The following is a 20,490-nucleotide window of genomic DNA, read 5'->3' on the forward strand; positions in this document are numbered from 1 at the left end:
CGTTCGACGTGACCAGCGACAGCAGTGGTATTGCTCACGGAATAATCGACGACAGTTGCTGTTCGTCCTGGATCACGTAGATCGCGGCGACACGGCCGTCGCGCACCGTGAACGCCATGACCGAGAACGGCCTGCCGTCCACCCTCGCGACGAAGCCGATCTCGCCACCGACCACCACGAACTCGATGCTCGCCCGTGCCGCGAACCTGCGGAACAGGCTGGCACGACCGGCGACCTCGCGCCCACCGACGACGCTCAGCGCACCCGCGCGCAGCAGCACGTCCGGGTGCAGCACCGCGACCAGTCCCTCCAGGTCGCCCTCGCGGGACGCCTTGAGGAATGCCCCGACGACCTCGCGTTGGGTGGCCATGTCGACGTTGGGCTGAGGGCGGTCCTGGACACGTTTTCTTGCCCTGCTGGCCAACTGCCGCACCGCGGCCGGGGTCTTGCCGAGCACCGGCGCGATGTCGTCGAACGGCACGGCGAACATGTCGTGCAGCACGAACGACAGGCGCTCGTCGGGCTTGAGGGTGTCGAGCACGATCAGCATCGCCAGTCCGACCTGGTCCTTCGCGACGGCCTGCTGCTCGGGCTCCTCGCTCTTCTCGATCACCGGGTCGGGCATCTCGTGGGCGTGCTCGCGGCGGTCGCGCAGCATGTTCAGGCACACCCGGCCGACGACGGTGGTGAGCCACGCGGCGGGGTTCTCGACCTCGGCGGTGCCGGCCCTGTCCACGCGCAGCCAGGCGTCCTGCAGCGCGTCGTCCGCCTCGGCGAACGAGCCCAGCATGCGGTGGGCGATGGCGCGCAGGCGCGGCCGTTCCTGCTCGAACTGTGCGATCACGACTTCCCCCTGTGGCCTGGCCCACACCCTGTCACGTTCCCGGGCGCCACCGGGTCGAGCGGGCAACGGACTCTTCCTGGAGGGTAATCATGAAGATCGTCGTCACGGGTGGAACCGGCACTCTCGGCAGGCACGTGGTCCCGTTGCTGCGCGCGGCGGGCGCCACCGTGACGGTGCTGAGCCGGCACGGCGACATCGCCTGCGACCTGCTCGGGGACGTGCCGCCGATCGAGGCCGACGTCGTGGTGCACCTGGCCGGCGGGCAGAAGGGGGACGACGTCGCCACCCGCAACCTGCTCGCGGCCTGCGCGGGCGTCCGCCACTTCGTCCACATCTCGGTGATCGGGGCCGACACGGTGCCGCTGGCCTGGTTGCGCACGAAACTCGCCTGCGAGCACGCGGTCGAGGCTTCAGGCATCCCGTTCACGATCCTGCGCGCCGCCCAGTTCCACGACCTCGCGCTGACGATGGTGCGCGGTCTCGCGACGCTCCCGATCGTGCCGGTGCCGGGACTGCGGTTGCAGCCGGTCGACGCCCGGGACGTGGCCGTCCGGCTGGTCGAGCTCGCGCTGGGGTCGCCCGCCGGTCGTGTGGCCGACCTCGCCGGCCCCGCCGACCTCGACCTCCGCGACCTCGTGCGGAGCTACCTGACCGTCGAGGGCAAGCGCCGGCTCACGGTGCCGTTGCCGCTGCCGGGAAAGGCGGGGAAGGCCTACCGGGGCGGGCTGAACCTGAGCCTGGCCGGCGACCGCGGCACGCGCACGTGGGAGGAGTTCCTGGCAGGGCGGTAGGGTCCTGTCAACGTGGACCTCCTCGCTGACCAGAACCCGTTGCCGTCCGTCGTGGACTCCCGGCTGCGCGAGCACCTCACGTTCCTGATCGAGGTGGACCGGCTCAAGACGATCCTGCGCGCCTCTCCCCTGGCCGCCGCCGACCGGCGCGAGAACGACGCCGAGCACTCGTGGCACCTCGCGTTGATGGTCATGACGCTCGCCGAGTACGCCGACGAACCCGTCGACGTCGGCCACACGATCAAGCTCGTCGTCGTGCACGACCTGATCGAGATCTACGCCGGGGACACGCCGATCTACGACACCGCGCTGGCCGAGAGTCAGCAGGAACGCGAAGAAGCCGCGGCGGACCGGCTGTTCGGGATCCTGCCGGCGGACACGGGGGTGGCGATGCGGGCGTTGTGGGACGAGTTCGAGGCGCGCAAGACGCCCGAGGCGCGGTTCGCGAAGGCCATGGACCGGCTGCAACCGTTGCTGCTCAACTGGATGGCCCGCGGTGGGACGTGGCGGACGCCCGGCGTGACGGCGGACGACGTGCGGGCCCGCAAGGCCGTGATCGGTGAGGGGTCGGCGAAGCTGTGGGAGGCGGCGCTGCAGCTCATCGACGAGGGAGAGCGGCGGGGCTGGGCTCGTGCCAGCCACCCGTGAACCAGGTGACCTCCCCGGTCGCCGGGTCGTAGCGGCGCCGCCGGATCGTGCCGATGTCGGCGCCGTAGACGTGGATGCCGATGGTCGGGTCGGCGGACGCGGCCTCGACGGCGTGCACGTCGTCGTCGGTCGTGCAGCACACGGTGACGCTGCCGGCGGGGAAGGTCTGTTCGTCCAACGCCGTGAGCGGGCCTGGGGTCGTGGGCTTGGCATAGCGGATCTCGCGTTCAGCGCCTGAGTAGATGCCTACGACGCCCCACGTCTCATGGCCGTGCACGGGCGTGCGCTGGCCGGGAGCCCACACGACCACCGCGACGCACCAGGTCCCGGTGCGGTGCAGCGGGTAGTTGACGTGGTGGTCCGGGTCCGGGCGGGTGAGCTCGACAGGAAGCCGATAACCACTGGTCAGCAGCGTGGCCAGGTGGTCGGCCACCTGCTTGGTGAGCACGTGCTCGTCGTCGTTCGCGGCGACCGTCGCGGCCACCTCGTCCAGGAACGTCTGCAGGTTCATGCAGTTCAGCGTGGCGGCGCCGACACATGACGTCCAATGCCAAAACCGCGGGCGTTCCATCAACGTCGTCGATGGAACGCCCGCGGTGTCGGAGAACTACAGGACGGCGCGCAGCTGGTCCGCGATGACCGCGATCCGGCCGAGCACGCCGTTGACGAACCGCGGCGAGTCGTCCGTGGACAGGCCCTTCGCGAGCTCCACGGCCTCGTCGATCGCCACAGCGTCCGGCACGTCGGCCGCCCACAGCAGCTCGTACAGGCCGATGCGCAGGACCGCGCGGTCGACCGCCGGCATGCGCTGCAACGTCCAGCCCTCGGCGTGCTCCGAGATGAGGTCGTCGATGCGCGACTTGTGCGCGGTGACGCCCTCGACCAGGGACACGGTGTAGTCGTTCACCGGCGGCACGTCCGGGGATCCGACTCGTTCGGCCAGCAGCGTCACCGGGTCGGTGCCCAGCAGGTCGGCTTCGTAGAGGAAGTCGACCGCGCGCTTGCGGGCCTTGCTCCGAGCACCCATCAGGACTTGTCGCTGATGCGGCCGAGGTAGCGGCCGTCGCGGGTGTCGACCTTGATCTTCTCGCCGGTCGTGACGAACAGCGGGACCTGGATCTCGGCGCCGGTCTCGAGCGTCGCGGGCTTGGTGCCGCCGGTGGAGCGGTCGCCCTGCAGGCCCGGGTCGGTGTGCTGGATGACGAGCTCGACCGAGGTCGGGAGCTCGATGAACAGCGGCACGCCCTCGTGGACGGCCACGACGGCCTCCTGGTTCTCGAGCATGTAGTTGGCGGCGTCGCCAACGGTCTCCGAGGGAACCGGGATCTGGTCGTAGGTGTCGCCGTCCATGAAGATGAAGTCGGAGCCGTCCTTGTAGAGGAACGACATGCCGCGCTTGTCCACGGTGGCGGTCTCGACCTTGGTGCCCGCGTTGAAGGTCTTGTCGACGACCTTCCCGGTCAGCACGTGCTTGAGGGTCGTGCGCACGAAGGCGCCACCCTTGCCGGGCTTGACGTGCTGGAACGCGGTGACGGTCCAGAGCTGGCCGTCGAGGTTCAGCACCAGGCCGTTCTTCAGGTCGTTCGTGGTGGCCACGGTGGGATTTCTCCTGTGTAGGACGGGGGTGTCAGACGACCACGAGTTCTTTCGTGGTCAGGGTGAGGAGCTCCGGACCGCTTTCGCGGACCACGAGGGTGTCCTCGATGCGGACCCCGCCCCGCCCCGACAAGTAGACGCCGGGCTCGACGGTGACCGCCATACCGGCCGAAAGTGTACCGGCACCCACCTTCGACAACGCCGGTGCCTCGTGGATCTCCAGGCCGACCCCGTGACCGAGGCCGTGCAGGAACTCGTCGCCGTGCCCGGCCTTCTCGATCACCTCGCGCGACGCGTGGTCGACATCGCTCACCCGCACGCCCGGCTCGAGCGCGTTGCGGCCGGCCGCCTGCGAGCGCGCGACCAGGTCGTACAGGTCGCGCTGCCAGTCCGCGGGCTTGCCCAGGACGAGCGTGCGGGTCATGTCGGAGTGGTAGCCGTCGACCAGCGCGCCGAAGTCGAGCTTGATGAAGTCACCCGCGTGCAGCGTCGCGTCCGTCGGCGAGTGGTGCGGCACGGCCGAGTTCGCGCCGAACGCCACGATCGACGAGAACGACGGGCCCTCCGCGCCGTGGTCGAGCATGCGGCTCTCCAGCTCGCGGGCCACCTCGCGTTCGGTGCGGCCGGCGCGCAGCCCGCCGTGCCCGATCAACGCCGCGAGCGCGCGGTCCGCCGCCGCGCACGCCATCCGCAACGCCTCGATCTCGACCTCGTCCTTGACCAGCCGCAGCTTCTCGACCAGGCCACCCGCCTTGTGCAGCTCCGCCTTGGCCGCCGCGGCCTTCAGCTCGTCCAGGCCGTCGACGGTGACGTGGTGGCTCTCGAACCCGAGCCTGCCCTTGGCGCGCGCGGCGAGCGTGGTGTCGCACGGGCGGTCGATCAGGCGTTCCAGGTCCGGCACCTGCTTGGCCGACTGGGTGAGGTAGCGGCCGTCGGTGCAGAACACGTCGTCGCCGTCCGCGCCGATCAGCACGGCGGCGTTCGATCCGGTGAACCCCGTGAGGTACCGGACGTTCAGGAGGTTCGTGACGAGCAACGCGTCCAGGTTCGTGGCCTGGAGCTCCTGGCGCAGGGCGGTTCGGCGCGCGGCGTACGACGACATGCCTCGCAGCGTACGGCCAGTCCTAAGCTGTCCGCATGCGTCCTTGGTTCGTCCGTGCGTTGTGGATGGGGCTCCTGCACGGGGCCGTGCAGACCGGCGTCGCGGCCGTGGGCGTGCGCAGCCCGGAGGCCTCGTCGGTCCGGCCGATCGCGCTCGGCCTGCTGATCGTCGCCGCCGTGCTGTGGGGCGCGGTCGACGCGCTGCGCGAGCTGGACGGACGCGGCATGCAGTGGTTCGTCGCGGCGTTGATCGCCGGTCCGTTCGCGGGGGCGCTCGGCGTGATCGGGTCCGCGCTGCTGGTCGACCAGACCGGGCAGGAGGCGCTGTGGGTGGCGCTGACAGGCGGGGCGGCGTTCACCGCGTTGCTCGTGCTCGCGCCCGCCGGGCTGGGGATGCTGCTGGGCGGGTTCCTGGCGCGGAAGGAATCGGCACGGGGCTAGCCGACTTCACCACCTGATCGGGTGAAGTCACGCCGGCGCCCGCTGCCGGTCTACCTGACGGTGAGGATGTACCGCACGGACGTCTTGAAGCTGCCGAACTCGCCCTGCACGCGCAGCTCGTGCTCGCCCGGGCTGAGCGGCGGCAGCCACGCCCACAGGCCGCACGCCCTGGCGTCGACCCTGCCGGTCGGGGCGCCCATCACGTTGTCCTGCACGGTCTGGAAGGTGATGGCGGTCGGGTCGATCCGCCGCAGCTCGACCAGCTGGCCGTCAAGCGTCACCGTGCCCTTGGCGTCGGCCAGGAACGTGTCGCAGTTGGTGTAGGTGTTGATCGCCGGACCGGCGAGCGGCCTGCCGGCCGGCACCTGGCAGCGGCGGTTCACCGAGCCACCACCGCCGAGCGTGCCCGCGAAGAACCACACGTCCTTCGGCTGGTTCTCGGCGCACCACTGGCCGCTGTCGTCGACGAGCGGGTTGCGCTTCTCCGTGCTCGACGCGGCCCACGTCCACCACTGCGACTGGAGCGCCTCGTCCGACATCTGCTCGGTGGCCTTCGTGGTCGTCTCACTGCTGACGGGCGTGGGCTCCGGCGCGGTCGCGCACCCGGCCAGGAGCAGTGCGAACGCGGCGATCAGCAGTCTTGGCACGGTGCGAATCTTTACACGTTCAGACGCCTACGAGCTCGATTTCGAACCCGTCCTCGTTCTCCATGAACGCCGCGTAGTGGTCTGGTCCTCCCGCGTGAGGGTGCTTGTCCGCGAACATGAGCTTCCAGCCGTTGGCCTCGGATTTCGCGACGAGGCGGTCGACGTCGGCCTGGGTGCCGGCGTGCAGGGCGAGGTGGTTGAGGCCCGCCTTCATGCGGTCGTGCGGTCCGGTCACGGCCGGGGACTGCTCGACCACGACGTAGGTGTCCTGGTGCTTCCAGCTGACGCCGGCCGGCCAGCGCTGGTGCTCGGTCCAGCCGAGCTCGGTGAAGATCCACCCGAACGTGGCCTCGGCGCGGGCGAGGTCCGGGACCCAGAGCTCGACGTGGTGCAGCATGGCGTGCCCTCCATGGGATCGGGTTCGTGGAGATCGTCTCGAACGGCGCGCGGCCCGATCCGCAGGGGCCCCTCGCAGGCCTCGTTGCGACACCGTGCCGGCTCGGGCGACGGCGCTGGGACGGTTCGGTGGCGGGACTGCCCGGCGGTGGGTACGACGGAGCGTTGGCCGCGGCGGTCCGGGAGCACGGGAGCGGGGTCGTGCCGGACACCTTGTGTGTGGTGGCGGCGGCCGTGCGGCCTGGGGGCGGGCCGGGTTGCGCGAGCGGGCGGCGGAGGACGGGCTGCACCTCGACCCGTGGATCCGCACCCACCAGCGGCTCGGGGCCACGATCCTCGGGCCCGCGCCCCGGTCGATGGTGGTGACCGGGGCCGTCGCCGAGTGGGAGCGGTGGACCGGGATGGCGTTCCCGCGGAGCGGGCGGTACGTCGTCGCCGGTGGGCTCGACCTCGTGCGGATCGACCGGGAGCGCGACCAGGGCGTCTACGAGGAGACGAACCTCTGGATGCGCCACCCGATCACTTCTGCTTGAGGGCCAGCCAGCGCAGGGCGAGGAGGTAGCCCTCGACGCCCAGGCCCGCGATCACGCCGGTGGCGACCGCCGAGACCACGCTGTGGTGCCGGAACTCCTCGCGCTGGTGGATGTTCGAGATGTGCACCTCGACCAGGGGTGCGGTGAGCTGGGAGCACGCGTCGCGCAGGGCGATGGAGTAGTGCGTCCAGGCCGCGCCGTTGAGGATCACCGGGGTGCCGGCGTCGGCTGCCTCGTGCAGCCAGCCGACCATCTCGCCCTCGTGGTTGGTCTGGCGGACCTCGACGTCGAAGCCGAGGCCGGTGCCCTCGGCGACGCACATCTCCGCCAGGTCGGCGTGGGTGGTGCTGCCGTAGATGAGCGGCTCGCGGGTGCCCAGGCGGTTCAGGTTGGGGCCGTTGAGGACGAGGACCTTCACAGCAGCACCGTCCCGCCCGCGGACTTCTTGGGCTCGGCGGCGACGGCGCCGTACGCGGCGGCGATCAGCGACGGGTCCGGGCCTTCGAGGCGGCCGGGCTTCGCGAGGCCGTCGAGGACGACGAAGCGCAGGACGCCCGCCTTGTTCTTCTTGTCGACCTTCATGCCCTCCATGAGCTGCGGGAGGGCGTCCGGGTCGTAGGTCGTCGGCAGGCCGAGGAGCTCCAGGACGCGCTTGTGGCGGTCGGCGGTCTCGTCGTCCAGGCGGCCCGCGAGGCGGGCGAGTTCGGCGGCGAAGACCAGGCCGACGCTGATCGCGGCACCGTGCCGCCAGCGGTAGCGCTCGCGGCGTTCGATGGCGTGGCCGAGGGTGTGGCCGTAGTTGAGGATCTCGCGCAGGGACGACTCGCGCAGGTCGTTCGTGACGACGTCGGCCTTGATCTGGATCTTGCGGCGGACCAGGTCGGCGAGCACGTCGCCGGTCGGGTCGAGGGCCTTCGCGGGGTCGGCCTCGATCAGGTCGAGGATGACCGGGTCGGCGATGAAGCCGCCCTTGACGATCTCGGCCATGCCGGCGATGAGCTCGTTGCGGGGCAACGTCTCCAGCGTGGCGAGGTCGACGAAGATGGCGTCCGGCTCGTAGAACGTGCCGACGAGGTTCTTGCCCGCGTCGGTGTTGATGCCGGTCTTGCCGCCGACGGCCGCGTCGACCATGCCGAGCAGCGTCGTCGGGATGTTGACCAGCCGCACGCCGCGCATCCACGTGGACGCGACGAAGCCCGCGAGGTCCGTGACCGCGCCGCCGCCGAGGCCGACGACGACGTCGGTGCGGGCGAGGCCGATCTTGCCCAGGACGTCCCAGCAGAAGCCCGCGACGGCGAGGTCCTTACCGTCCTCGGCGTCGGGGACCTCGACGCGGTGCGCGTCGGCGCCCACGGCCTTGAGCTCGTCGACCAGCACCTTCGCCGTCTCGGCGAGCGTGGGCTGGTGGACGATCGCGATCTTGGCGGAGCCGCTGAGGAACTCGACGATGTCGCCGAGCAGGCCGCGGCCGATCACCACGTCGTAGGGCTTCTCCGCGGCGACCCGGATGCGCACGGGCTCGGTCATGCTTCAGCTCCCTTGATCACCGCGTCGGTCACCTGCTCCGGATCGAGGGCGTCGGTCAGCACCTCGATCGTCGCGACCTCGCGGTACAGCGGCAGGCGCGCGTCGAGCAGCGCCTTGAACGTGGCGCGCGGGTTCACGCCGGTCAGCAGCGGGCGGTTGGCCGCGAGCCCGGTGCGGCGCACGCCCTCGGCCATGCCCACGTTCAGGAACACCACGGTGTGCTCGCGCAGGCGTTCGCGGGTCGTCGCGGACAGCACCGCTCCCCCGCCGAGCGCCAGCACGCCCTCGTGCTCGACCAGTGCCTTGGCGACGGCTTCCTCTTCCATGGCGCGGAAAGCGGGCTCGCCGTCGTCGAGGAAGATGTCCGAGATCGGCTTGCCGGCGAGCGCCACGATGTCTGCGTCGACGTCGCGGAACGGCACTTCGAGGCGCGTCGCGAGCAGCTCGCTGACCGTGGTCTTGCCCGCGCCGGGCGGGCCGACCACGACGAAGCGCGGGCTCACATGCCCTCCCAGCGGGCTTCCAGCGCCTTGAGGTACGCGTGGGCGTTGCGGCGGGTCTCGTCGAGCGAGTCGCCGCCGAACTTCTCCAGCGCGGCCTCGGCGATCACCAGCGCCACCACGGACTCCAGCACGACACCGGCGCGCGGCACGGCGCAGACGTCCGAGCGCTGGTGGATCGCGACGGCGGGCTCCCCCGTGCGGACGTCCACAGTGGACAGTGCACGCGGGACGGTCGAGATCGGCTTCATGGCCACGCGGGCACGGAGGATCTCGCCGTTGGTGATGCCGCCTTCGAGGCCACCGGCGCGGTTCGAGCGGCGCGTGACGCCGACCGGGCCGCTGCCGCGGTCGATCTCGTCGTGGGCCTGGCTGCCCCAGCGCTTGGCCGACGTGAAGCCGTCGCCGATCTCCACGCCCTTCATCGCCTGCACGCCCATGAGCGCGGCGGCGAGGCGGGCGTCGAGGCGGCGGTCCCAGTGCACGTGCGAGCCGAGGCCCGGCGGCAGGCCGTAGACGAGCACCTCGATGACGCCGCCGACCGTGTCACCGGCCTCCTTGACGGCCTCGACCTCGGCGATCATCGCGTCCGTGCCGCGCTGGTCGAAGCAGCGCACCGGCGACTCGTCGATGGCGGGCAGGTCGTCCGGCGTCGGCAGGGCGGCGTCCTCGGGCGTCTCGGCCTTGCCGATGGACACGACGTGGCTGAGCACCTGCACGCCAAGCAACTGCTGCAGGAACTGGCGTGCAACCGTGCCGAGCGCGGTGCGGGCGGCGGTCTCCCGCGCACTCGCCCGCTCCAGCACCGGGCGGGCCTCGTCGAAGCCGAACTTCTGCATGCCGGGCAGGTCTGCGTGACCGGGCCGCGGGCGCGTGAGGGCCTCGTTGCGGCCGGTCGGCTTGAGCAGGCTCGGGTCGACCGGGTCCGGCGACATGACCGTCTGCCACTTGGGCCACTCGGAGTTGCCGATCGTCACCGCGACCGGACCGCCCTGCGTCTTCCCGTGGCGGACGCCGCCGAGGATCTCGACCTCGTCCTGCTCGAAGCCCATGCGGGGCGAGCGACCGAACCCGAGCCTGCGGCGCCCGAGCTGGGCGACGAGGTCCTCGGTGGTCACCTCCACCCCGGCGGGCATGCCCTCCAGGACGGCGACGAGGGCGGGGCCGTGTGACTCTCCAGCGGTGATCCAGCGCAGCACGTTCACAATCCTTTCACAGCGTCGTCAATGCCCAGGTGGCGGCCAGCAACCCCGGTCCGTGGGGCACGGCACGGGCTCTGCGGAGCGCGGCGAGGGCGAGAGTGACCACACTGGACAGGATCGCCGCAGGTAAGAGCTGCGGCAGGGCGAGCGCGGCGCCGAGGCCGAAGGTCAGCTTCACGTCGCCGCCACCCATCAGCGCGGGCTTGCAGCGCCGGACGGCGAGATGCGCGCCACCGAAAAGCGCGGCGGTCAGCAGCGCTTCTCCCAGCCGATGGGACTGCAGGAGCAGCAGGGCGGCGGCCAACGGGAGGGTGAGGGCGTCCGGCAACCGGTGGTGCCGCAGGTCGATCACCGCGAGCATGATGCCGAACCAGGCCAGCACGAACGACTCGGGTGGTGCGTCGAGGACGGCGGCGACCGTCCACGACGAAGCCACGAGCACGCCTTTGAGGAGCGTGCCCGGTGTGAACGCGAGCAGGACCGTGGTCATGGCACCACGGTCCTGCCCGGCACGGCCCGGGCCAAGTTCCGCCCTGTCGTGAACGGTCCGTTCACGCACGGCCCGGATCAGGCCGGCGAAATCCCAGCAGCGCCACGCAACACCGACTTCTCGAAGAACACGTCGTCCCAGGAATCGCAAAGCTCCCGATAACGGTCCGCTTCGTCTTCTCCCCGCAGCCGCCCCAGCAACGCGCAAATGAGCGCGTCCACATGACGACCGGACGGATCGATCGCACTGCGCGCCATCAGATCGTCGTTCTTCCGGATTTCCACCGCGCGCAGCAGATCCTTCTTGGTCACCACGCCGCCGACCAGCTCGGCCATCGTGCTGAAGTAATGCGCGTCGGCCTGTTCCAGATCGCGGCAGAACCGGTGAACCGAATCCCAGTCCCCCAGCGCGACCAGACCCTGACATGAGAAAGCGAGCGCGAGCTTCCAGTACTCGGCGGCGCCGAGCAGGTCCCCGGACCCGGCGTCGCGCCCCACGAGATCCCGCAACGCGTCGCACAGACCGACGATCTGGTCGCCCCCGAGCACCGGCAGCGCGTCGCGGACCATGAAGTAGAACCACCGCGGGTTGGTGGGGTCGTTCTTCAGCGCGGCCCGCAGCAACTCCAGGTTGCGCTGCCGCTTCCCCTTGGCGTGCACCACGTCGGGGCGGTAGCCGTCGTGCCGGAGGACGACGTCGAGCTCGACCAGCCCGACCGGTTCGTCGACCTCCCCCGCCACCACCGGGTACTCGTGGATCGCCCCCTTGAACCGGACGCCGCCGTCCGCCAGGAAGATGCGCGGAATGGAGTCGTCGTACGTCTCCCGGTCCACGTCGAAGATCCTGGGCGCGAACACCAGCCGCCGCAGTCCGTCGGCGCCCGCCAACGAGTCCAGGCAGGCTCTGAGCTCCTCGGCCGACTCCACCCACTCGTCGGCGTCGAGGAAGACGACCCACCCGCTCCCCACGGCGTCGATCGCCGCGTTCCGCGCCTCGGCGAACGAGTCGCCCCACGGCACCTGGAGCAGTCGCACACCCCGGTCCGCGTAGGTCGCGACAATGCCGGGCGTGCTGTCCACCGACCCGGTGTCCACCACCAGGACCTCGTCGAACCCGCTGCTCACGACACTGTCGAGGCAGCGGGCGATGCACCTCTCCTCGTCCCTGGCCAGCACCACGACGCTCGCCCTGGTGCTCGTCTCCCGCCCGGTGAAACCCAGGCCGGTGAGAGGGGGCAGCACGCGCCGGATCCACGGGTTGGGCTCCGGCGACTCGGTCTTCTCGCGCATCTCGCCTCGCTTCCGGTCGGCGGCGAAACGCGGGTGCCGCATGCGCGCCGGCACCCGCGTCCACGTCACCGGTCAGCAGGCTTCTTTGACGCCGACGTAGTACCAGGTGTTGCAGGTGAACGAGTAGTGCCAGAAGACGTGGCACCACAGGACCTGGTTCGGCGAGTAGGAGTAGCGGTACTCGAACTTCTGGATGTCCAGCCCGCTGCAGTTCTTGGTGTGGGTGTAGTTGACGTAGTCGGGCCTCATGCAGTCGCTCGCGACGACGTCCGACCCGGTGCCGGCGCTCGCCACCCCGGCCGACACCGTGAAGAAGGACGCGCTCGCCAGCAGCGTCGCGGCGAGGTGACGGATCTTGCGGCCCGCCACGCCCGTGCCGGACCCGGCGGCCTGCCCGCCCGCGCTCGGCGCGGACAGCTCGGCCTCGAGGTCGTCCAAAAACGCAAGACGTTGCGAATTCACCGTTGGTTCCTCCACTAATCGCGTGTCATAGACATGATTCAGCGAACGGAAAGGCCCCACGAGTAATAAACGCGCACACCGACAGAGCCGCGGACCACCGTCCGAACTCATCCGTGCTGCGCGGACCCGCCCCCTGCGGGACTACAATGGTCGACGAACGACCTAGGAGGGCGTCACCCGGAAAGTTCCCCAGAAACCGTCCGGCACACGCCGATTTTGATTCCCGCCCAGTGCGCAATGCCTCCCCAGACCGCCAAATCATGTCGGGGCACCGCGACATTCCTCTAGGTCCATCCGGGTGAAAGGTGCTTCGATTCAGTTCGTCGTCGCCGACCGAGAGCCGGCGACGACGAACCAGAACGAACTCACCTCAGCGCGACCAGTCGAACAGCGCGTCGTTCGCCGTCACGTCCACGCCCACCGCGAGGTCGCCGAGCGCCTCCGCGGACGCGTCCAGCGCGATGACCGGGCAGATCGGCGCGTACCCGGCCGCCTCGACCTCGGCCGGGTCCCACGTCACGATCTTCTGACCGGCCTGGACCTGCTCGCCCTTGACGACGTGCACCTCGAAGCCCTCGCCCTTGCGCTTCACGGTGTCGATGCCCAGGTGGACGAGGACGGCCGCGCCGTCCGCGCCGGCCACGACGAACGCGTGCGGGTGCAGCGTGACGACGGTGCCGTCGAGGGGTGAGACCACGTCGGCCTTCACGCGGGCCGGTTCGACGGCGACGCCGGGGCCGACCATCGCCTCGGCGAAGACCTGGTCCGGAACCTCCGAGAGCGCGACCACGCGGCCCGCGACCGGGCTGCCCACGCGGAGGCTCACAGGAGGTCCTCGATGTCCGACGCGATGGTGTCCGCCTCGGGGCCGACGACGACCTGGACGACGTTGCCGGAGCGCATGACCCCGTGTGCTCCCAACGCCTTCAGGGCCTTCTCGTCGACGACCGAACCGTCCTCGAGCTCACACCGCAGCCGGGTGATGCAGGGCTCGATCTCGATGACGTTGTCGCGCCCGCCCAGCGCGGCGAGGATCTTCTGCGCCTTCTCGTCAGCCACGTTCGTACCTCTCGTTCCCGTAACAGCGGTTGACACCCGCTCGGTGCGCGGAGCATTCTCCCGCACCAACTGGTCTAGACCGGAAAGTACCACTAGCGAGGAGGTGAGCGAGTGAACGAGATCGTGGAGGGGCCCAAGCCCAAGCACGCGCAGCTGCGCGAGATCCTGCGGCGGCTGGCCGAACAGGAGCTCGCTCCCGGCTCCCCGATTCCGTCGGAGCGCGACCTGGCCGAGCGGTACGGAGTCTCTCGCATCACCGTGCGGGCCGCAGTCGGCCAACTGGTCGCCGACGGTCTGCTCACGCGGGCCAAGGGCCGTGGGACGTTCACCGCCAAGCGGCGCTACGACCTGCAGCTCTTCCTGGCCTCGTTCACCTCGGACATGAAGGCGCGCGGCGTCGAGCCCAGCACCGAGGTGATCAGCTGCGGCCAGGCGGCGCCGGGTTCCAAGGCGTCGCTGGGGCTGGAGCCGGACGAGTACGCGTACCGCGTCGTGCGGTTGCGCAAGGCCGACGGGGCACCGCTGGCGCTCGAGTCCGGCTGGTACAGCCCGCACATGCTTCCCGAGCTCGACCGATGCGACCTGACCGGATCGCTCTACGAGATCATCGCGACCCGGTACGGAATCCAGCTCGACCACGCGCGGCAGACCGTGTGGGCCGAGACCGCCGACGCGGAGACCGCGAAGGCGCTCGACGTCCGCAAGGGCAGCCCGCTCCTCGTGTTCAGGAGGGTCGCCAGCTCGAACGGGCAGCCCTGCGAAGACGTGACTTCCTGGTACCGGGGCGATCTCTACCAGGTGACCATGCAACTGGACCGGACCGTCCCGGGTTCCGTTCCGAACTCCGCCAAGGGAGGTACCACATGAGCGCCAGCGCCCCAGAGGCGACAGGCGGTCGCGGGTTCAAGGGCCTGGCCGGTTTGCAGCGGTTCGGTCGCAGCCTCATGCTGCCGATCGCCTCACTGCCCGCCGCCGCACTTCTCCTGCGTCTCGGCCAGCCCGACCTGCTCGGCAAGGACGGTCTGGGCTGGAACCAGGTCGCCGCTGTCATCGGTGGTGCGGGCGACGCCCTGTTCAGCAACCTGCCGCTGCTGTTCGCGGTGGGTGTGGCGATCGGGTTCGCGCGCCGCGGTGACGGCTCGACCGCGCTCGCCGCCGTCGTCGGCTTCGTGGTCACGCAGGCCGTCTTCAAGGCCATGTCCCCCATGGTCCTGCCGCTGGCCGAGGACCCCGCCAAGCAGGAGCAGATCAACTACTCGGTGCTGACCGGCATCGTGGTGGGTCTGATCACCGCCGTGCTGTGGCAGAAGTACCACCGCATCAAGCTGCCCCCGTACCTCGCGTTCTTCGGTGGCCGCCGCTTCGTGCCGATCATCGTCGCGGGCGTCATGATCCCCGTCGGCGTCGTGATGGGCCTCATCTACCCGTGGTTCGACAAGGGCCTGACCGCCGTCGGCGAGGCCGTCTCGGGCAGCTCGATCATCGGTGCCGGCATCTACGGCGTGATCAACCGCCTCCTGATCCCGCTGGGTCTGCACCACATCCCGAACACGTTCATGTGGCAGGTCTTCGGCGAGTACCAGGTCGACGGCGCCACCAAGACCGGTGACATCCCGCGCTTCTTCGCGGGCGACCCGACCGCGGGCACGTTCATGTCCGGCTTCTTCCCGATCTTCATGTTCGCGCTCCCCGCGGCCGCCCTGGCGATCATCCACACCGCCAAGCCGTCGCAGAAGAAGATCATCGCCGGCATCATGGGCTCCGCGGCCCTCACCTCGTTCATCACGGGTGTCACCGAGCCGCTCGAGTTCGCGTTCATGTTCGTCGCGTGGCCGCTCTACGTCATCCACGCCGTCCTGACCGGTACGTCGCTCGCGATCACCAACGCGCTCGGCGTGCACGACGGTTTCGGCTTCTCCGCGGGTGTGATCGACTACCTGCTCAACTTCAACATCGCGACCAGGCCGTTGCTGATCATCCCGATCGGCCTCGTCTACGCGGCGATCTACTACTTCGTGTTCCGCTGGGTCATCACCAAGTGGAACCTGAAGACGCCGGGCCGCGAGGACGACGAGTCGCCGGAGGCCGACGAGAGCGTCGTGGGTGCCTCGGGTTCGGCCGACACGGCCGTCACCGAGAAGCCCGCCAGGCACGACAAGCAGTAGTCACAACCAGCTCTACCGGGAGGAACCATCATGGCCGAGCGACGGGTCACCGTGGCCAGCAAGGTCGGACTGCACGCCCGGCCTGCCGCATTGCTGGCGAAGGCCGCCGCCGACCAGCCGGTGACGGTCACCATCCGCAAGGACGACGGCGAAGCCGTCGAAGCGGCGAGTGTCCTGGGTCTGATGACCCTGGGCGCGATGCACGGTGACGAGGTGGTGCTCAGCGCCGAGGGGGACGGAGCGGACGCTGCTCTGGACGCCATCGCCGAACTGATCGCCACCGACCACGACGGGTGATCCCTGCCGTGAGCGGTCCTGGTCACCCCGAGGACCGGGACCGCTCACGGCCCACCCGAAGTGCAGCACCACCCCCGCGGTCACGACGCCGGCGAGAGTCGACGGCGTGGCCTGCGGGTAGCTCACCATCAGCCACACCCCGCCGACGGCCAGCGCCGGCGGCACCACCAGCCCCGCGGTCCACCTGCGCAGCAGCAGGAACGCGAGCGTCGAGACCAGCAGCGCCGCGCCGAGCGTGTCGCTGAACCGGTGCCAGCCGAGCGACACCGTCTCCGCCGCGACCGCCCCCGCGCCGAGCGCCCCCGGCACCGCCACGACCAGCGCGAACCGGCGTGGCACGGCCATCGTCACCGCGATCACCGACGCCACCGCGGCCGTCGTGTGCCCACTCGGGAAGCTGTTGTGCACCAGCACCGCGTCGTCGTCCAGCGGCGGCCGCACCAGCACGTAGAGCTTCAGCACCTGGGCGCCCAGCACCGAACCGCCGAGCAGCAGCAACGGCGTGAGCGACTTCTTGCGGGCGAACACGATCACGAGCACGGCGGCCACGATGATCGCCATGTCCACGTTGGACGCCCACGACCGTTGCAACGACAACTCGGGCAACGCGGCGTTCTCCGCCTTCTGCCCGAATGACGTCCACACCAGCGCGAAGTACGTGAAGAGGAATCCCAGCAAGCTTCCGGCCATGAGTTCGAGATTCCGCGAGCCGCTCTATGAGAACGTCCACGCCATGTCATGGTTCCGCTACAGAACGGGCGTCCCCGCCTGCTCCCGCCGATAATGGTCTTGTGGCGATGGTCTTGCTGGTGGAGGACGACCCCTCGGTGCGTGAAGGACTCGGACTGGCGCTGCGCCGTCAGGGGCACGAGGTCCGCGCGGCGCCGACAGGCGAGGAAGGCGTCGAGCGACTGCGCGAGTCCCGCCCCGACATCGTGGTCCTCGACATCATGCTGCCGGGGATCGACGGCTTCGAGACGTGCCGCCGGATGCGCTCGCACGCCGAGGTGCCGATCATCATGCTCACCGCCCGCGGCGACGACTTCGACGTGGTGGCGGGCCTGGAGGCGGGCGCGGACGACTACGTGGTCAAACCCGTCGAACCGCGCGTGCTGGAGGCCCGCATCCGGGCGGTGCTGCGGCGGACGGTGTCCGAGCCGTCGTCGGTCGAACGGCACGGGTCGCTGGTGATCGATCGGGCAGGACTTCAGGTGCTCAAGAACGACGTGAAGGTCGCGCTGACCCCGACGGAGCTGAAGCTGCTGCTCGAACTGTCCCGCACGCCCGGTCGCGTGCTGACCCGCCAGCAGATCCTCGAAGCGGTGTGGGAGCACGACTACCTCGGCGACTCGCGGCTGGTCGACGCGTGCGTGCAGCGGCTGCGCGCGAAGATCGAGGACGTGCCCGCCGACCCCGGCTACGTCCACACCGTGCGCGGCTTCGGTTACCGCTTCGGCCCGCGATGAGGTCGTTGCTGCGCGGCCTGCGCCCGCGGCTGATGGCGGCGTTCCTGCTGCTGACGGTGCTGGGCGCGGCCGGCGCGGCGGGCGCCTCCTACGCGACGGCGCGCACGTTGCTGCTCACGGACGCGCAGGACAGCTTCATGAACCCGCTGGTGCAGAACGCCCGCACGTACGCGCCGCGGCTCACCGTGCCGCCGTCGCAGCAGGACCTGGACGACTTCGCGTGGTTCCTGCGCGGCTCGTCGGTCGTCCTGTTCGAGGGGATGCGGTCGGGCGGCGGGCCGGACCCGTCGTTCGTCCCCGCCGAGATGCGCGCCATGCTCAAGAACAGCAGCACCATCCTCTGGCAGCGGCGCACCGACCAGATCACCCCGTACGTCGTGGTCGGCATCCCGTTGCTGCGCGGCGACGGCACCCCGACCGGCGTGGAGGTCTGGGCGATCACGGAGCTGACCGGCACGCAGACCGCCATCGACAGCTTCTCGACCGCCGCGTGGGTGGGCGTGAGCCTCGTGGTGCCGCTGGCGCTGGGCCTCGCGTTGTTCACCGCCCGCGGCGTGCTGCGGCCCGTCCGCAGGCTCGGCGCCGCCGCCCGCGCCCTCGGTTCCGGCCGCCTGGACACCCGTGTGGACGAACGGGGCTCCGACGAGCTCGCGGACCTCGCCCGGACGTTCAACCGCGCCGCGGAGCAGCTGGAGGCCTCGCAGGCCGCCTCCCGCCGGTTCGTGGCGGACGTGTCGCACGAGCTGCGCACCCCGCTGACGGCCATGAACGCCGTCACGGCCGTGCTGGACGAGGACGCCGGCACGCTGCCCCCGGACACCGCCGTCGCGGCCCGCCTGGTGTCCACCGAGACCCGCAAGCTCACCCGCCTGGTCAACGACCTGATGGAGATCTCGCGCTTCGACGAGGGCCGCAACGTCCTGGAGCTCGACGACTGGGACCTCGGCACCGCCGTGCGCGACACCCTGGCCGCGCGCGGCTGGACCGGCTCGGTGCAGGCATCATTGGCCGAGGGCGTGGTGGCGCGGGTCGACCGCCGCCGCCTCGACGTGATCGTGGCCAACCTCGTCGGCAACGCGCTGAAGCACGGCGGCGTCCCGGTGCGGGTGACGGTGCGGCCGGGCGTCGTCCAGGTGGCGGACAACGGTCCGGGCATCCCCGCCGACGCACTCCCCCACATCTTCGACCGCTTCTACAAGGCAGACACGGCCCGCTCCCGTTCCGAGGGCAGCGGACTGGGATTGGCGATCGCATGGGAGAACGCACGCCTGCACGGCGGCACGATCGAGGCGGCCAACGCCCCCTCTGGCGGCGCGGTCTTCACGTTGCGCTTGCCCTCGTGACGCTGACGTCGTGCGGCATCCGCCCGACCCCCGTGCTCACCGGCGGCGAGGGGCCCACGGTCTCGTCGCGCACGCTGACCATCTACCTCGTGCGGGCCGACGGGGACGGCCTGGTGCGCCGCGACCGCGACCACACCGGCAGCGTCGACATCACGACCGCCATCAACCTGCTGCTGGCCGGGCCCACCGACGACGAACGCAAGCAGGGCCTCACGACCGACCTGCCGGAGACGCAGTCGCGGGCCGTCGCGGCGCGGAACCTGGTCGTCCTGCCGGGCGACGTCAACCCGCTGGCGTCCAAGTGGGGACTCATCCAGATCCACTGCACGGCCCAGGCGAACGGCGTGGAGATCGCCCCCGACGCCAAGATCCCGGCCGAGTTCTGCCCCTAGAAGCGTTCGTACAGGACGTCTTCGTCGTTCTTGAGATGACCGTCGTACGGGCCGACCTTGGTGATGCGCGCGCCCTCGCGAAACACCACCTGCAGGCCGTGCTCGACCTCCCACTCGCACTCGGCCTCGACCGACACGAACACCGGGTCGCCCTCGTCGCCTCGGGTCACCGTCACCTCGTGGCCGAACGTGACGTGGTCCCAGACCTGGTCCGGCCCGGCGATGCGGGGGAAGTCGTCCAGCTCGTCGCCGAAGATCTCGCCCATGTGCCGGTAGTAGTCGAAGACTCCCGCCGCCGCCGCTTCGAGCGCCCTGCCGTCGAGGGCGAGGAACGCCTTGACGGCCGCGTGGAACTCGTGCGGCGCGGGGTCGTCCTGGTAGCCGTCGACGTGCCAGCGGAACGCGCCGCCCAGCACCGGCACCTCGACGGGCGCGCTGACCAGGCTGCCGTGCTCGTCCTCGGTCACGACGCCGAGCCCTGGGATCTCCACCGGGCCATCCTAGGAAGGTGGAGGGGCGCACCGGCGGCCGTGGTGCCGAACCGGTAGGCCCACGCGCCCAAGCGGAGCCCTCGGCAGGCACACCCGTGCGCCCCCCGCCTGCCGGTTCTCCCGCAGAACACCGGCATGCGATGACCGCGGGCGAGTGGCACATCGTCCGCAGTCAAACGAGTCGCGCGCAGACAATCACACGACGGGCGCGTGCCGATATCGAACAGCGAGGGATCAGGCCGAAAGTTACGAGGCCGGGAAACTCATGGGCTCATGCCCGAGGTCTCGCCTCATCAGCTGCACCAGTCTCAGGTAGACATCAGCAGGTACGTCGTCGTCAGGCAACACTCCCTGCCCGGGCGACTCGGGTATGCGCGGGAAAATGCGAGGACTCCCGTCCCGCAGGGCTTTCACCGCACCGACGTAGTAGAGCCCCCACTTCTTCGCTCAACGTCTGCACTTCACGGGAGCCCACGAGGTAGACACCAGCCATCACGAAGTCGAGGTCCTTGGCCAACTGATCCATCTCGGCCAGCACGTGGTCTTGGACGACAAGCAGTCCGTCAGCCGGCCAGTTCACGTGCCGGAAGAACAGCTCGTTCCACCGATGCAAGACACCAACGAGGTCCGAGTAAGCCTTGAGCTTGGTGTCCCGCCAGTAGTCGAGAGTCTTGGCGGAACGCTCGACCTGCCAACGCTTCGACTCGCGGCGCGCGTTCACCAACTGGCCAGCGATCACGCCGGCAGCGCCGAGGACACCAGCGATCAGTGCCGCGACGAGCGGCAGCCACACCGGGACTTGGCCCGACA

General features: G+C 70.2%; 28 protein-coding genes and 1 pseudogene. 10 read left to right on the top strand and 19 right to left on the bottom strand.

Features of this window, described 5'->3' with window-relative positions:
• Window positions 1-34: 34 nt before the first annotated feature.
• Entirely contained in the window at window positions 35-844 is an 810-nt protein-coding gene (locus ACFWNN_RS23920) for a sigma-70 family RNA polymerase sigma factor (RefSeq protein ID WP_382442140.1), read from the bottom strand.
• A gap of 89 nt (window positions 845-933) precedes the next feature.
• Between ACFWNN_RS23920 and ACFWNN_RS23925 the strand changes: the two genes are divergently transcribed.
• Together ACFWNN_RS23925 and ACFWNN_RS23930 are read left to right on the top strand one after the other, a co-directional pair.
• The gene (locus ACFWNN_RS23925; RefSeq protein WP_382442141.1) at window positions 934-1,635 is read left to right on the top strand and encodes an SDR family oxidoreductase; all 702 of its coding nucleotides are present in this window, start codon (window positions 934-936) and stop codon (window positions 1,633-1,635) included.
• Between the two features lie 12 nt (window positions 1,636-1,647).
• Window positions 1,648-2,283, top strand: coding sequence for an HD family hydrolase (locus tag ACFWNN_RS23930; protein WP_382442142.1), 636 nt, complete (start codon window positions 1,648-1,650; stop codon window positions 2,281-2,283).
• Here the strand turns inward: ACFWNN_RS23930 and ACFWNN_RS23935 are convergent.
• From ACFWNN_RS23935 to ACFWNN_RS23950, 4 genes are all read right to left on the bottom strand, one after another.
• Complete coding sequence (locus ACFWNN_RS23935) at window positions 2,234-2,794, bottom strand: hypothetical protein (RefSeq protein WP_382442143.1); 561 nt, start codon at window positions 2,792-2,794, stop codon at window positions 2,234-2,236. The two genes, ACFWNN_RS23930 and ACFWNN_RS23935, sit on opposite strands and share 50 nt — an antisense overlap.
• A gap of 96 nt (window positions 2,795-2,890) precedes the next feature.
• Complete coding sequence (gene nusB, locus ACFWNN_RS23940) at window positions 2,891-3,310, bottom strand: transcription antitermination factor NusB (protein WP_382442144.1); 420 nt, start codon at window positions 3,308-3,310, stop codon at window positions 2,891-2,893.
• Window positions 3,310-3,879, bottom strand: a complete 570-nt coding sequence (gene efp / locus ACFWNN_RS23945) for an elongation factor P (protein ID WP_382442145.1) — start codon at window positions 3,877-3,879, stop codon at window positions 3,310-3,312. Before efp ends, nusB begins: the two co-directional genes overlap by 1 nt.
• A gap of 31 nt (window positions 3,880-3,910) precedes the next feature.
• Window positions 3,911-4,981 carry a M24 family metallopeptidase gene (locus ACFWNN_RS23950; RefSeq protein WP_382442146.1) on the bottom strand — a complete coding sequence of 357 codons (1,071 nt, stop codon included), beginning with the start codon at window positions 4,979-4,981 and terminating at the stop codon, window positions 3,911-3,913.
• A gap of 35 nt (window positions 4,982-5,016) precedes the next feature.
• Between ACFWNN_RS23950 and ACFWNN_RS23955 the strand changes: the two genes are divergently transcribed.
• Window positions 5,017-5,421, top strand: a complete 405-nt coding sequence (locus ACFWNN_RS23955; protein ID WP_382442147.1) for a B-4DMT family transporter — start codon at window positions 5,017-5,019, stop codon at window positions 5,419-5,421.
• 50 nt (window positions 5,422-5,471) lie between these two features.
• Here the strand turns inward: ACFWNN_RS23955 and ACFWNN_RS23960 are convergent, their stop codons facing one another.
• Together ACFWNN_RS23960 and ACFWNN_RS23965 are read right to left on the bottom strand one after the other, a co-directional pair.
• Complete coding sequence (locus tag ACFWNN_RS23960) at window positions 5,472-6,068, bottom strand: hypothetical protein (RefSeq protein ID WP_382442148.1); 597 nt, start codon at window positions 6,066-6,068, stop codon at window positions 5,472-5,474.
• Window positions 6,069-6,087: 19 nt separating this feature from the next.
• Window positions 6,088-6,465, bottom strand: a complete 378-nt coding sequence (locus ACFWNN_RS23965) for a VOC family protein (RefSeq protein WP_382442149.1) — start codon at window positions 6,463-6,465, stop codon at window positions 6,088-6,090.
• Between the two features lie 256 nt (window positions 6,466-6,721).
• On the opposite strand from ACFWNN_RS23965, the gene ACFWNN_RS23970 reads away from it, so the two are divergent.
• Window positions 6,722-6,997 (top strand): hypothetical protein, encoded by a 276-nt coding sequence (locus ACFWNN_RS23970; RefSeq protein WP_382442150.1) that lies wholly within the window; start codon window positions 6,722-6,724, stop codon window positions 6,995-6,997.
• On the opposite strand, the gene aroQ is transcribed toward ACFWNN_RS23970, so the two are convergent.
• From aroQ to ACFWNN_RS24015, 9 genes are all read right to left on the bottom strand, one after another.
• On the bottom strand, window positions 6,984-7,415 hold the full coding sequence (aroQ, locus tag ACFWNN_RS23975) for a type II 3-dehydroquinate dehydratase (protein WP_382442151.1): 432 nt from the start codon (window positions 7,413-7,415) through the stop codon (window positions 6,984-6,986). The two genes, ACFWNN_RS23970 and aroQ, sit on opposite strands and share 14 nt — an antisense overlap.
• Window positions 7,412-8,524 (bottom strand): 3-dehydroquinate synthase, encoded by a 1,113-nt coding sequence (aroB, locus tag ACFWNN_RS23980; RefSeq protein ID WP_382442152.1) that lies wholly within the window; start codon window positions 8,522-8,524, stop codon window positions 7,412-7,414. Before aroB ends, aroQ begins: the two co-directional genes overlap by 4 nt.
• Window positions 8,521-9,027, bottom strand: a complete 507-nt coding sequence (locus tag ACFWNN_RS23985; RefSeq protein WP_382442153.1) for a shikimate kinase — start codon at window positions 9,025-9,027, stop codon at window positions 8,521-8,523. The genes aroB and ACFWNN_RS23985 overlap by 4 nt, the downstream gene beginning before the upstream one ends.
• The gene (aroC, locus tag ACFWNN_RS23990; RefSeq protein WP_382442154.1) at window positions 9,024-10,223 is read right to left on the bottom strand and encodes a chorismate synthase; all 1,200 of its coding nucleotides are present in this window, start codon (window positions 10,221-10,223) and stop codon (window positions 9,024-9,026) included. The genes ACFWNN_RS23985 and aroC overlap by 4 nt, the downstream gene beginning before the upstream one ends.
• A 13-nt stretch (window positions 10,224-10,236) precedes the next feature.
• Complete coding sequence (locus tag ACFWNN_RS23995; protein ID WP_382442155.1) at window positions 10,237-10,716, bottom strand: prepilin peptidase; 480 nt, start codon at window positions 10,714-10,716, stop codon at window positions 10,237-10,239.
• 77 nt (window positions 10,717-10,793) lie between these two features.
• Window positions 10,794-12,074: a glycosyltransferase family 2 protein gene (locus ACFWNN_RS24000; protein WP_382442156.1), complete on the bottom strand. Its 1,281-nt coding sequence runs from the start codon at window positions 12,072-12,074 to the stop codon at window positions 10,794-10,796.
• A gap of 3 nt (window positions 12,075-12,077) precedes the next feature.
• Window positions 12,078-12,443 carry a hypothetical protein gene (locus ACFWNN_RS24005; protein WP_382442157.1) on the bottom strand — a complete coding sequence of 122 codons (366 nt, stop codon included), beginning with the start codon at window positions 12,441-12,443 and terminating at the stop codon, window positions 12,078-12,080.
• Between the two features lie 394 nt (window positions 12,444-12,837).
• The gene (locus ACFWNN_RS24010; protein ID WP_382442158.1) at window positions 12,838-13,293 is read right to left on the bottom strand and encodes a PTS glucose transporter subunit IIA; all 456 of its coding nucleotides are present in this window, start codon (window positions 13,291-13,293) and stop codon (window positions 12,838-12,840) included.
• Complete coding sequence (locus ACFWNN_RS24015; protein ID WP_382442159.1) at window positions 13,290-13,526, bottom strand: glucose PTS transporter subunit EIIB; 237 nt, start codon at window positions 13,524-13,526, stop codon at window positions 13,290-13,292. The genes ACFWNN_RS24010 and ACFWNN_RS24015 overlap by 4 nt, the downstream gene beginning before the upstream one ends.
• Before the next feature lie 111 nt (window positions 13,527-13,637).
• On the opposite strand from ACFWNN_RS24015, the gene ACFWNN_RS24020 reads away from it, so the two are divergent.
• The 3 genes from ACFWNN_RS24020 to ACFWNN_RS24030 are packed head-to-tail and all read left to right on the top strand — an operon-like array spanning window position 13,638 to window position 15,988.
• The gene (locus ACFWNN_RS24020) at window positions 13,638-14,393 is read left to right on the top strand and encodes a GntR family transcriptional regulator (protein ID WP_382442160.1); all 756 of its coding nucleotides are present in this window, start codon (window positions 13,638-13,640) and stop codon (window positions 14,391-14,393) included.
• Complete coding sequence (locus ACFWNN_RS24025) at window positions 14,390-15,691, top strand: PTS transporter subunit EIIC (protein ID WP_382442161.1); 1,302 nt, start codon at window positions 14,390-14,392, stop codon at window positions 15,689-15,691. The genes ACFWNN_RS24020 and ACFWNN_RS24025 overlap by 4 nt, the downstream gene beginning before the upstream one ends.
• 30 nt (window positions 15,692-15,721) lie before the next feature.
• Window positions 15,722-15,988, top strand: coding sequence for an HPr family phosphocarrier protein (locus ACFWNN_RS24030; RefSeq protein ID WP_382442194.1), 267 nt, complete (start codon window positions 15,722-15,724; stop codon window positions 15,986-15,988).
• Window positions 15,989-16,189: 201 nt separating this feature from the next.
• Here ACFWNN_RS24030 and ACFWNN_RS24035 read toward each other — a convergent pair.
• Window positions 16,190-16,678: pseudogene (locus ACFWNN_RS24035) on the bottom strand (phosphatase PAP2 family protein); the annotation flags it as partial.
• 101 nt (window positions 16,679-16,779) lie between these two features.
• Here ACFWNN_RS24035 and ACFWNN_RS24040 point away from each other — a divergent pair.
• Genes ACFWNN_RS24040 through ACFWNN_RS24050 form a run of 3 tightly spaced genes read left to right on the top strand, consistent with a single transcriptional unit; the run spans window position 16,780 to window position 19,189 of the window.
• Window positions 16,780-17,454 carry a response regulator gene (locus tag ACFWNN_RS24040; RefSeq protein WP_382442162.1) on the top strand — a complete coding sequence of 225 codons (675 nt, stop codon included), beginning with the start codon at window positions 16,780-16,782 and terminating at the stop codon, window positions 17,452-17,454.
• A complete protein-coding gene (locus tag ACFWNN_RS24045; RefSeq protein ID WP_382442163.1) occupies window positions 17,451-18,797 on the top strand; it encodes a sensor histidine kinase in 1,347 nt (448 codons plus the stop codon). The genes ACFWNN_RS24040 and ACFWNN_RS24045 overlap by 4 nt, the downstream gene beginning before the upstream one ends.
• Window positions 18,794-19,189 (top strand): hypothetical protein, encoded by a 396-nt coding sequence (locus tag ACFWNN_RS24050; protein WP_382442164.1) that lies wholly within the window; start codon window positions 18,794-18,796, stop codon window positions 19,187-19,189. The genes ACFWNN_RS24045 and ACFWNN_RS24050 overlap by 4 nt, the downstream gene beginning before the upstream one ends.
• Here ACFWNN_RS24050 and ACFWNN_RS24055 read toward each other — a convergent pair.
• Window positions 19,186-19,680, bottom strand: coding sequence for a DUF6985 domain-containing protein (locus tag ACFWNN_RS24055; RefSeq protein WP_382442165.1), 495 nt, complete (start codon window positions 19,678-19,680; stop codon window positions 19,186-19,188). The two genes, ACFWNN_RS24050 and ACFWNN_RS24055, sit on opposite strands and share 4 nt — an antisense overlap.
• A gap of 337 nt (window positions 19,681-20,017) precedes the next feature.
• A complete protein-coding gene (locus ACFWNN_RS24060; RefSeq protein ID WP_382442166.1) occupies window positions 20,018-20,473 on the bottom strand; it encodes a hypothetical protein in 456 nt (151 codons plus the stop codon).
• Window positions 20,474-20,490: the final 17 nt, after the last annotated feature.

The sequence above is a fragment of the Lentzea sp. NPDC058450 genome, from assembly GCF_042721395.1.
In the GTDB taxonomy this organism is placed as follows: domain Bacteria; phylum Actinomycetota; class Actinomycetes; order Mycobacteriales; family Pseudonocardiaceae; genus Lentzea.

Coding starts and splice junctions, on each gene's coding strand:
- ACFWNN_RS24025 (WP_382442161.1), top strand. CDS start 14,390: ATGAGCGCCAGCGCCCCAGAGGCGACAGGCGGTCGCGGGTTCAAGGGC.
- ACFWNN_RS23995 (WP_382442155.1), bottom strand. CDS start 10,716: ATGACCACGGTCCTGCTCGCGTTCACACCGGGCACGCTCCTCAAAGGC.
- ACFWNN_RS24030 (WP_382442194.1), top strand. CDS start 15,722: ATGGCCGAGCGACGGGTCACCGTGGCCAGCAAGGTCGGACTGCACGCC.
- ACFWNN_RS23935 (WP_382442143.1), bottom strand. CDS start 2,794: ATGAACCTGCAGACGTTCCTGGACGAGGTGGCCGCGACGGTCGCCGCG.
- ACFWNN_RS24045 (WP_382442163.1), top strand. CDS start 17,451: ATGAGGTCGTTGCTGCGCGGCCTGCGCCCGCGGCTGATGGCGGCGTTC.
- ACFWNN_RS23925 (WP_382442141.1), top strand. CDS start 934: ATGAAGATCGTCGTCACGGGTGGAACCGGCACTCTCGGCAGGCACGTG.
- ACFWNN_RS23950 (WP_382442146.1), bottom strand. CDS start 4,981: ATGTCGTCGTACGCCGCGCGCCGAACCGCCCTGCGCCAGGAGCTCCAG.
- ACFWNN_RS23955 (WP_382442147.1), top strand. CDS start 5,017: ATGCGTCCTTGGTTCGTCCGTGCGTTGTGGATGGGGCTCCTGCACGGG.
- ACFWNN_RS23965 (WP_382442149.1), bottom strand. CDS start 6,465: ATGCTGCACCACGTCGAGCTCTGGGTCCCGGACCTCGCCCGCGCCGAG.
- nusB (WP_382442144.1), bottom strand. CDS start 3,310: ATGGGTGCTCGGAGCAAGGCCCGCAAGCGCGCGGTCGACTTCCTCTAC.
- aroB (WP_382442152.1), bottom strand. CDS start 8,524: ATGACCGAGCCCGTGCGCATCCGGGTCGCCGCGGAGAAGCCCTACGAC.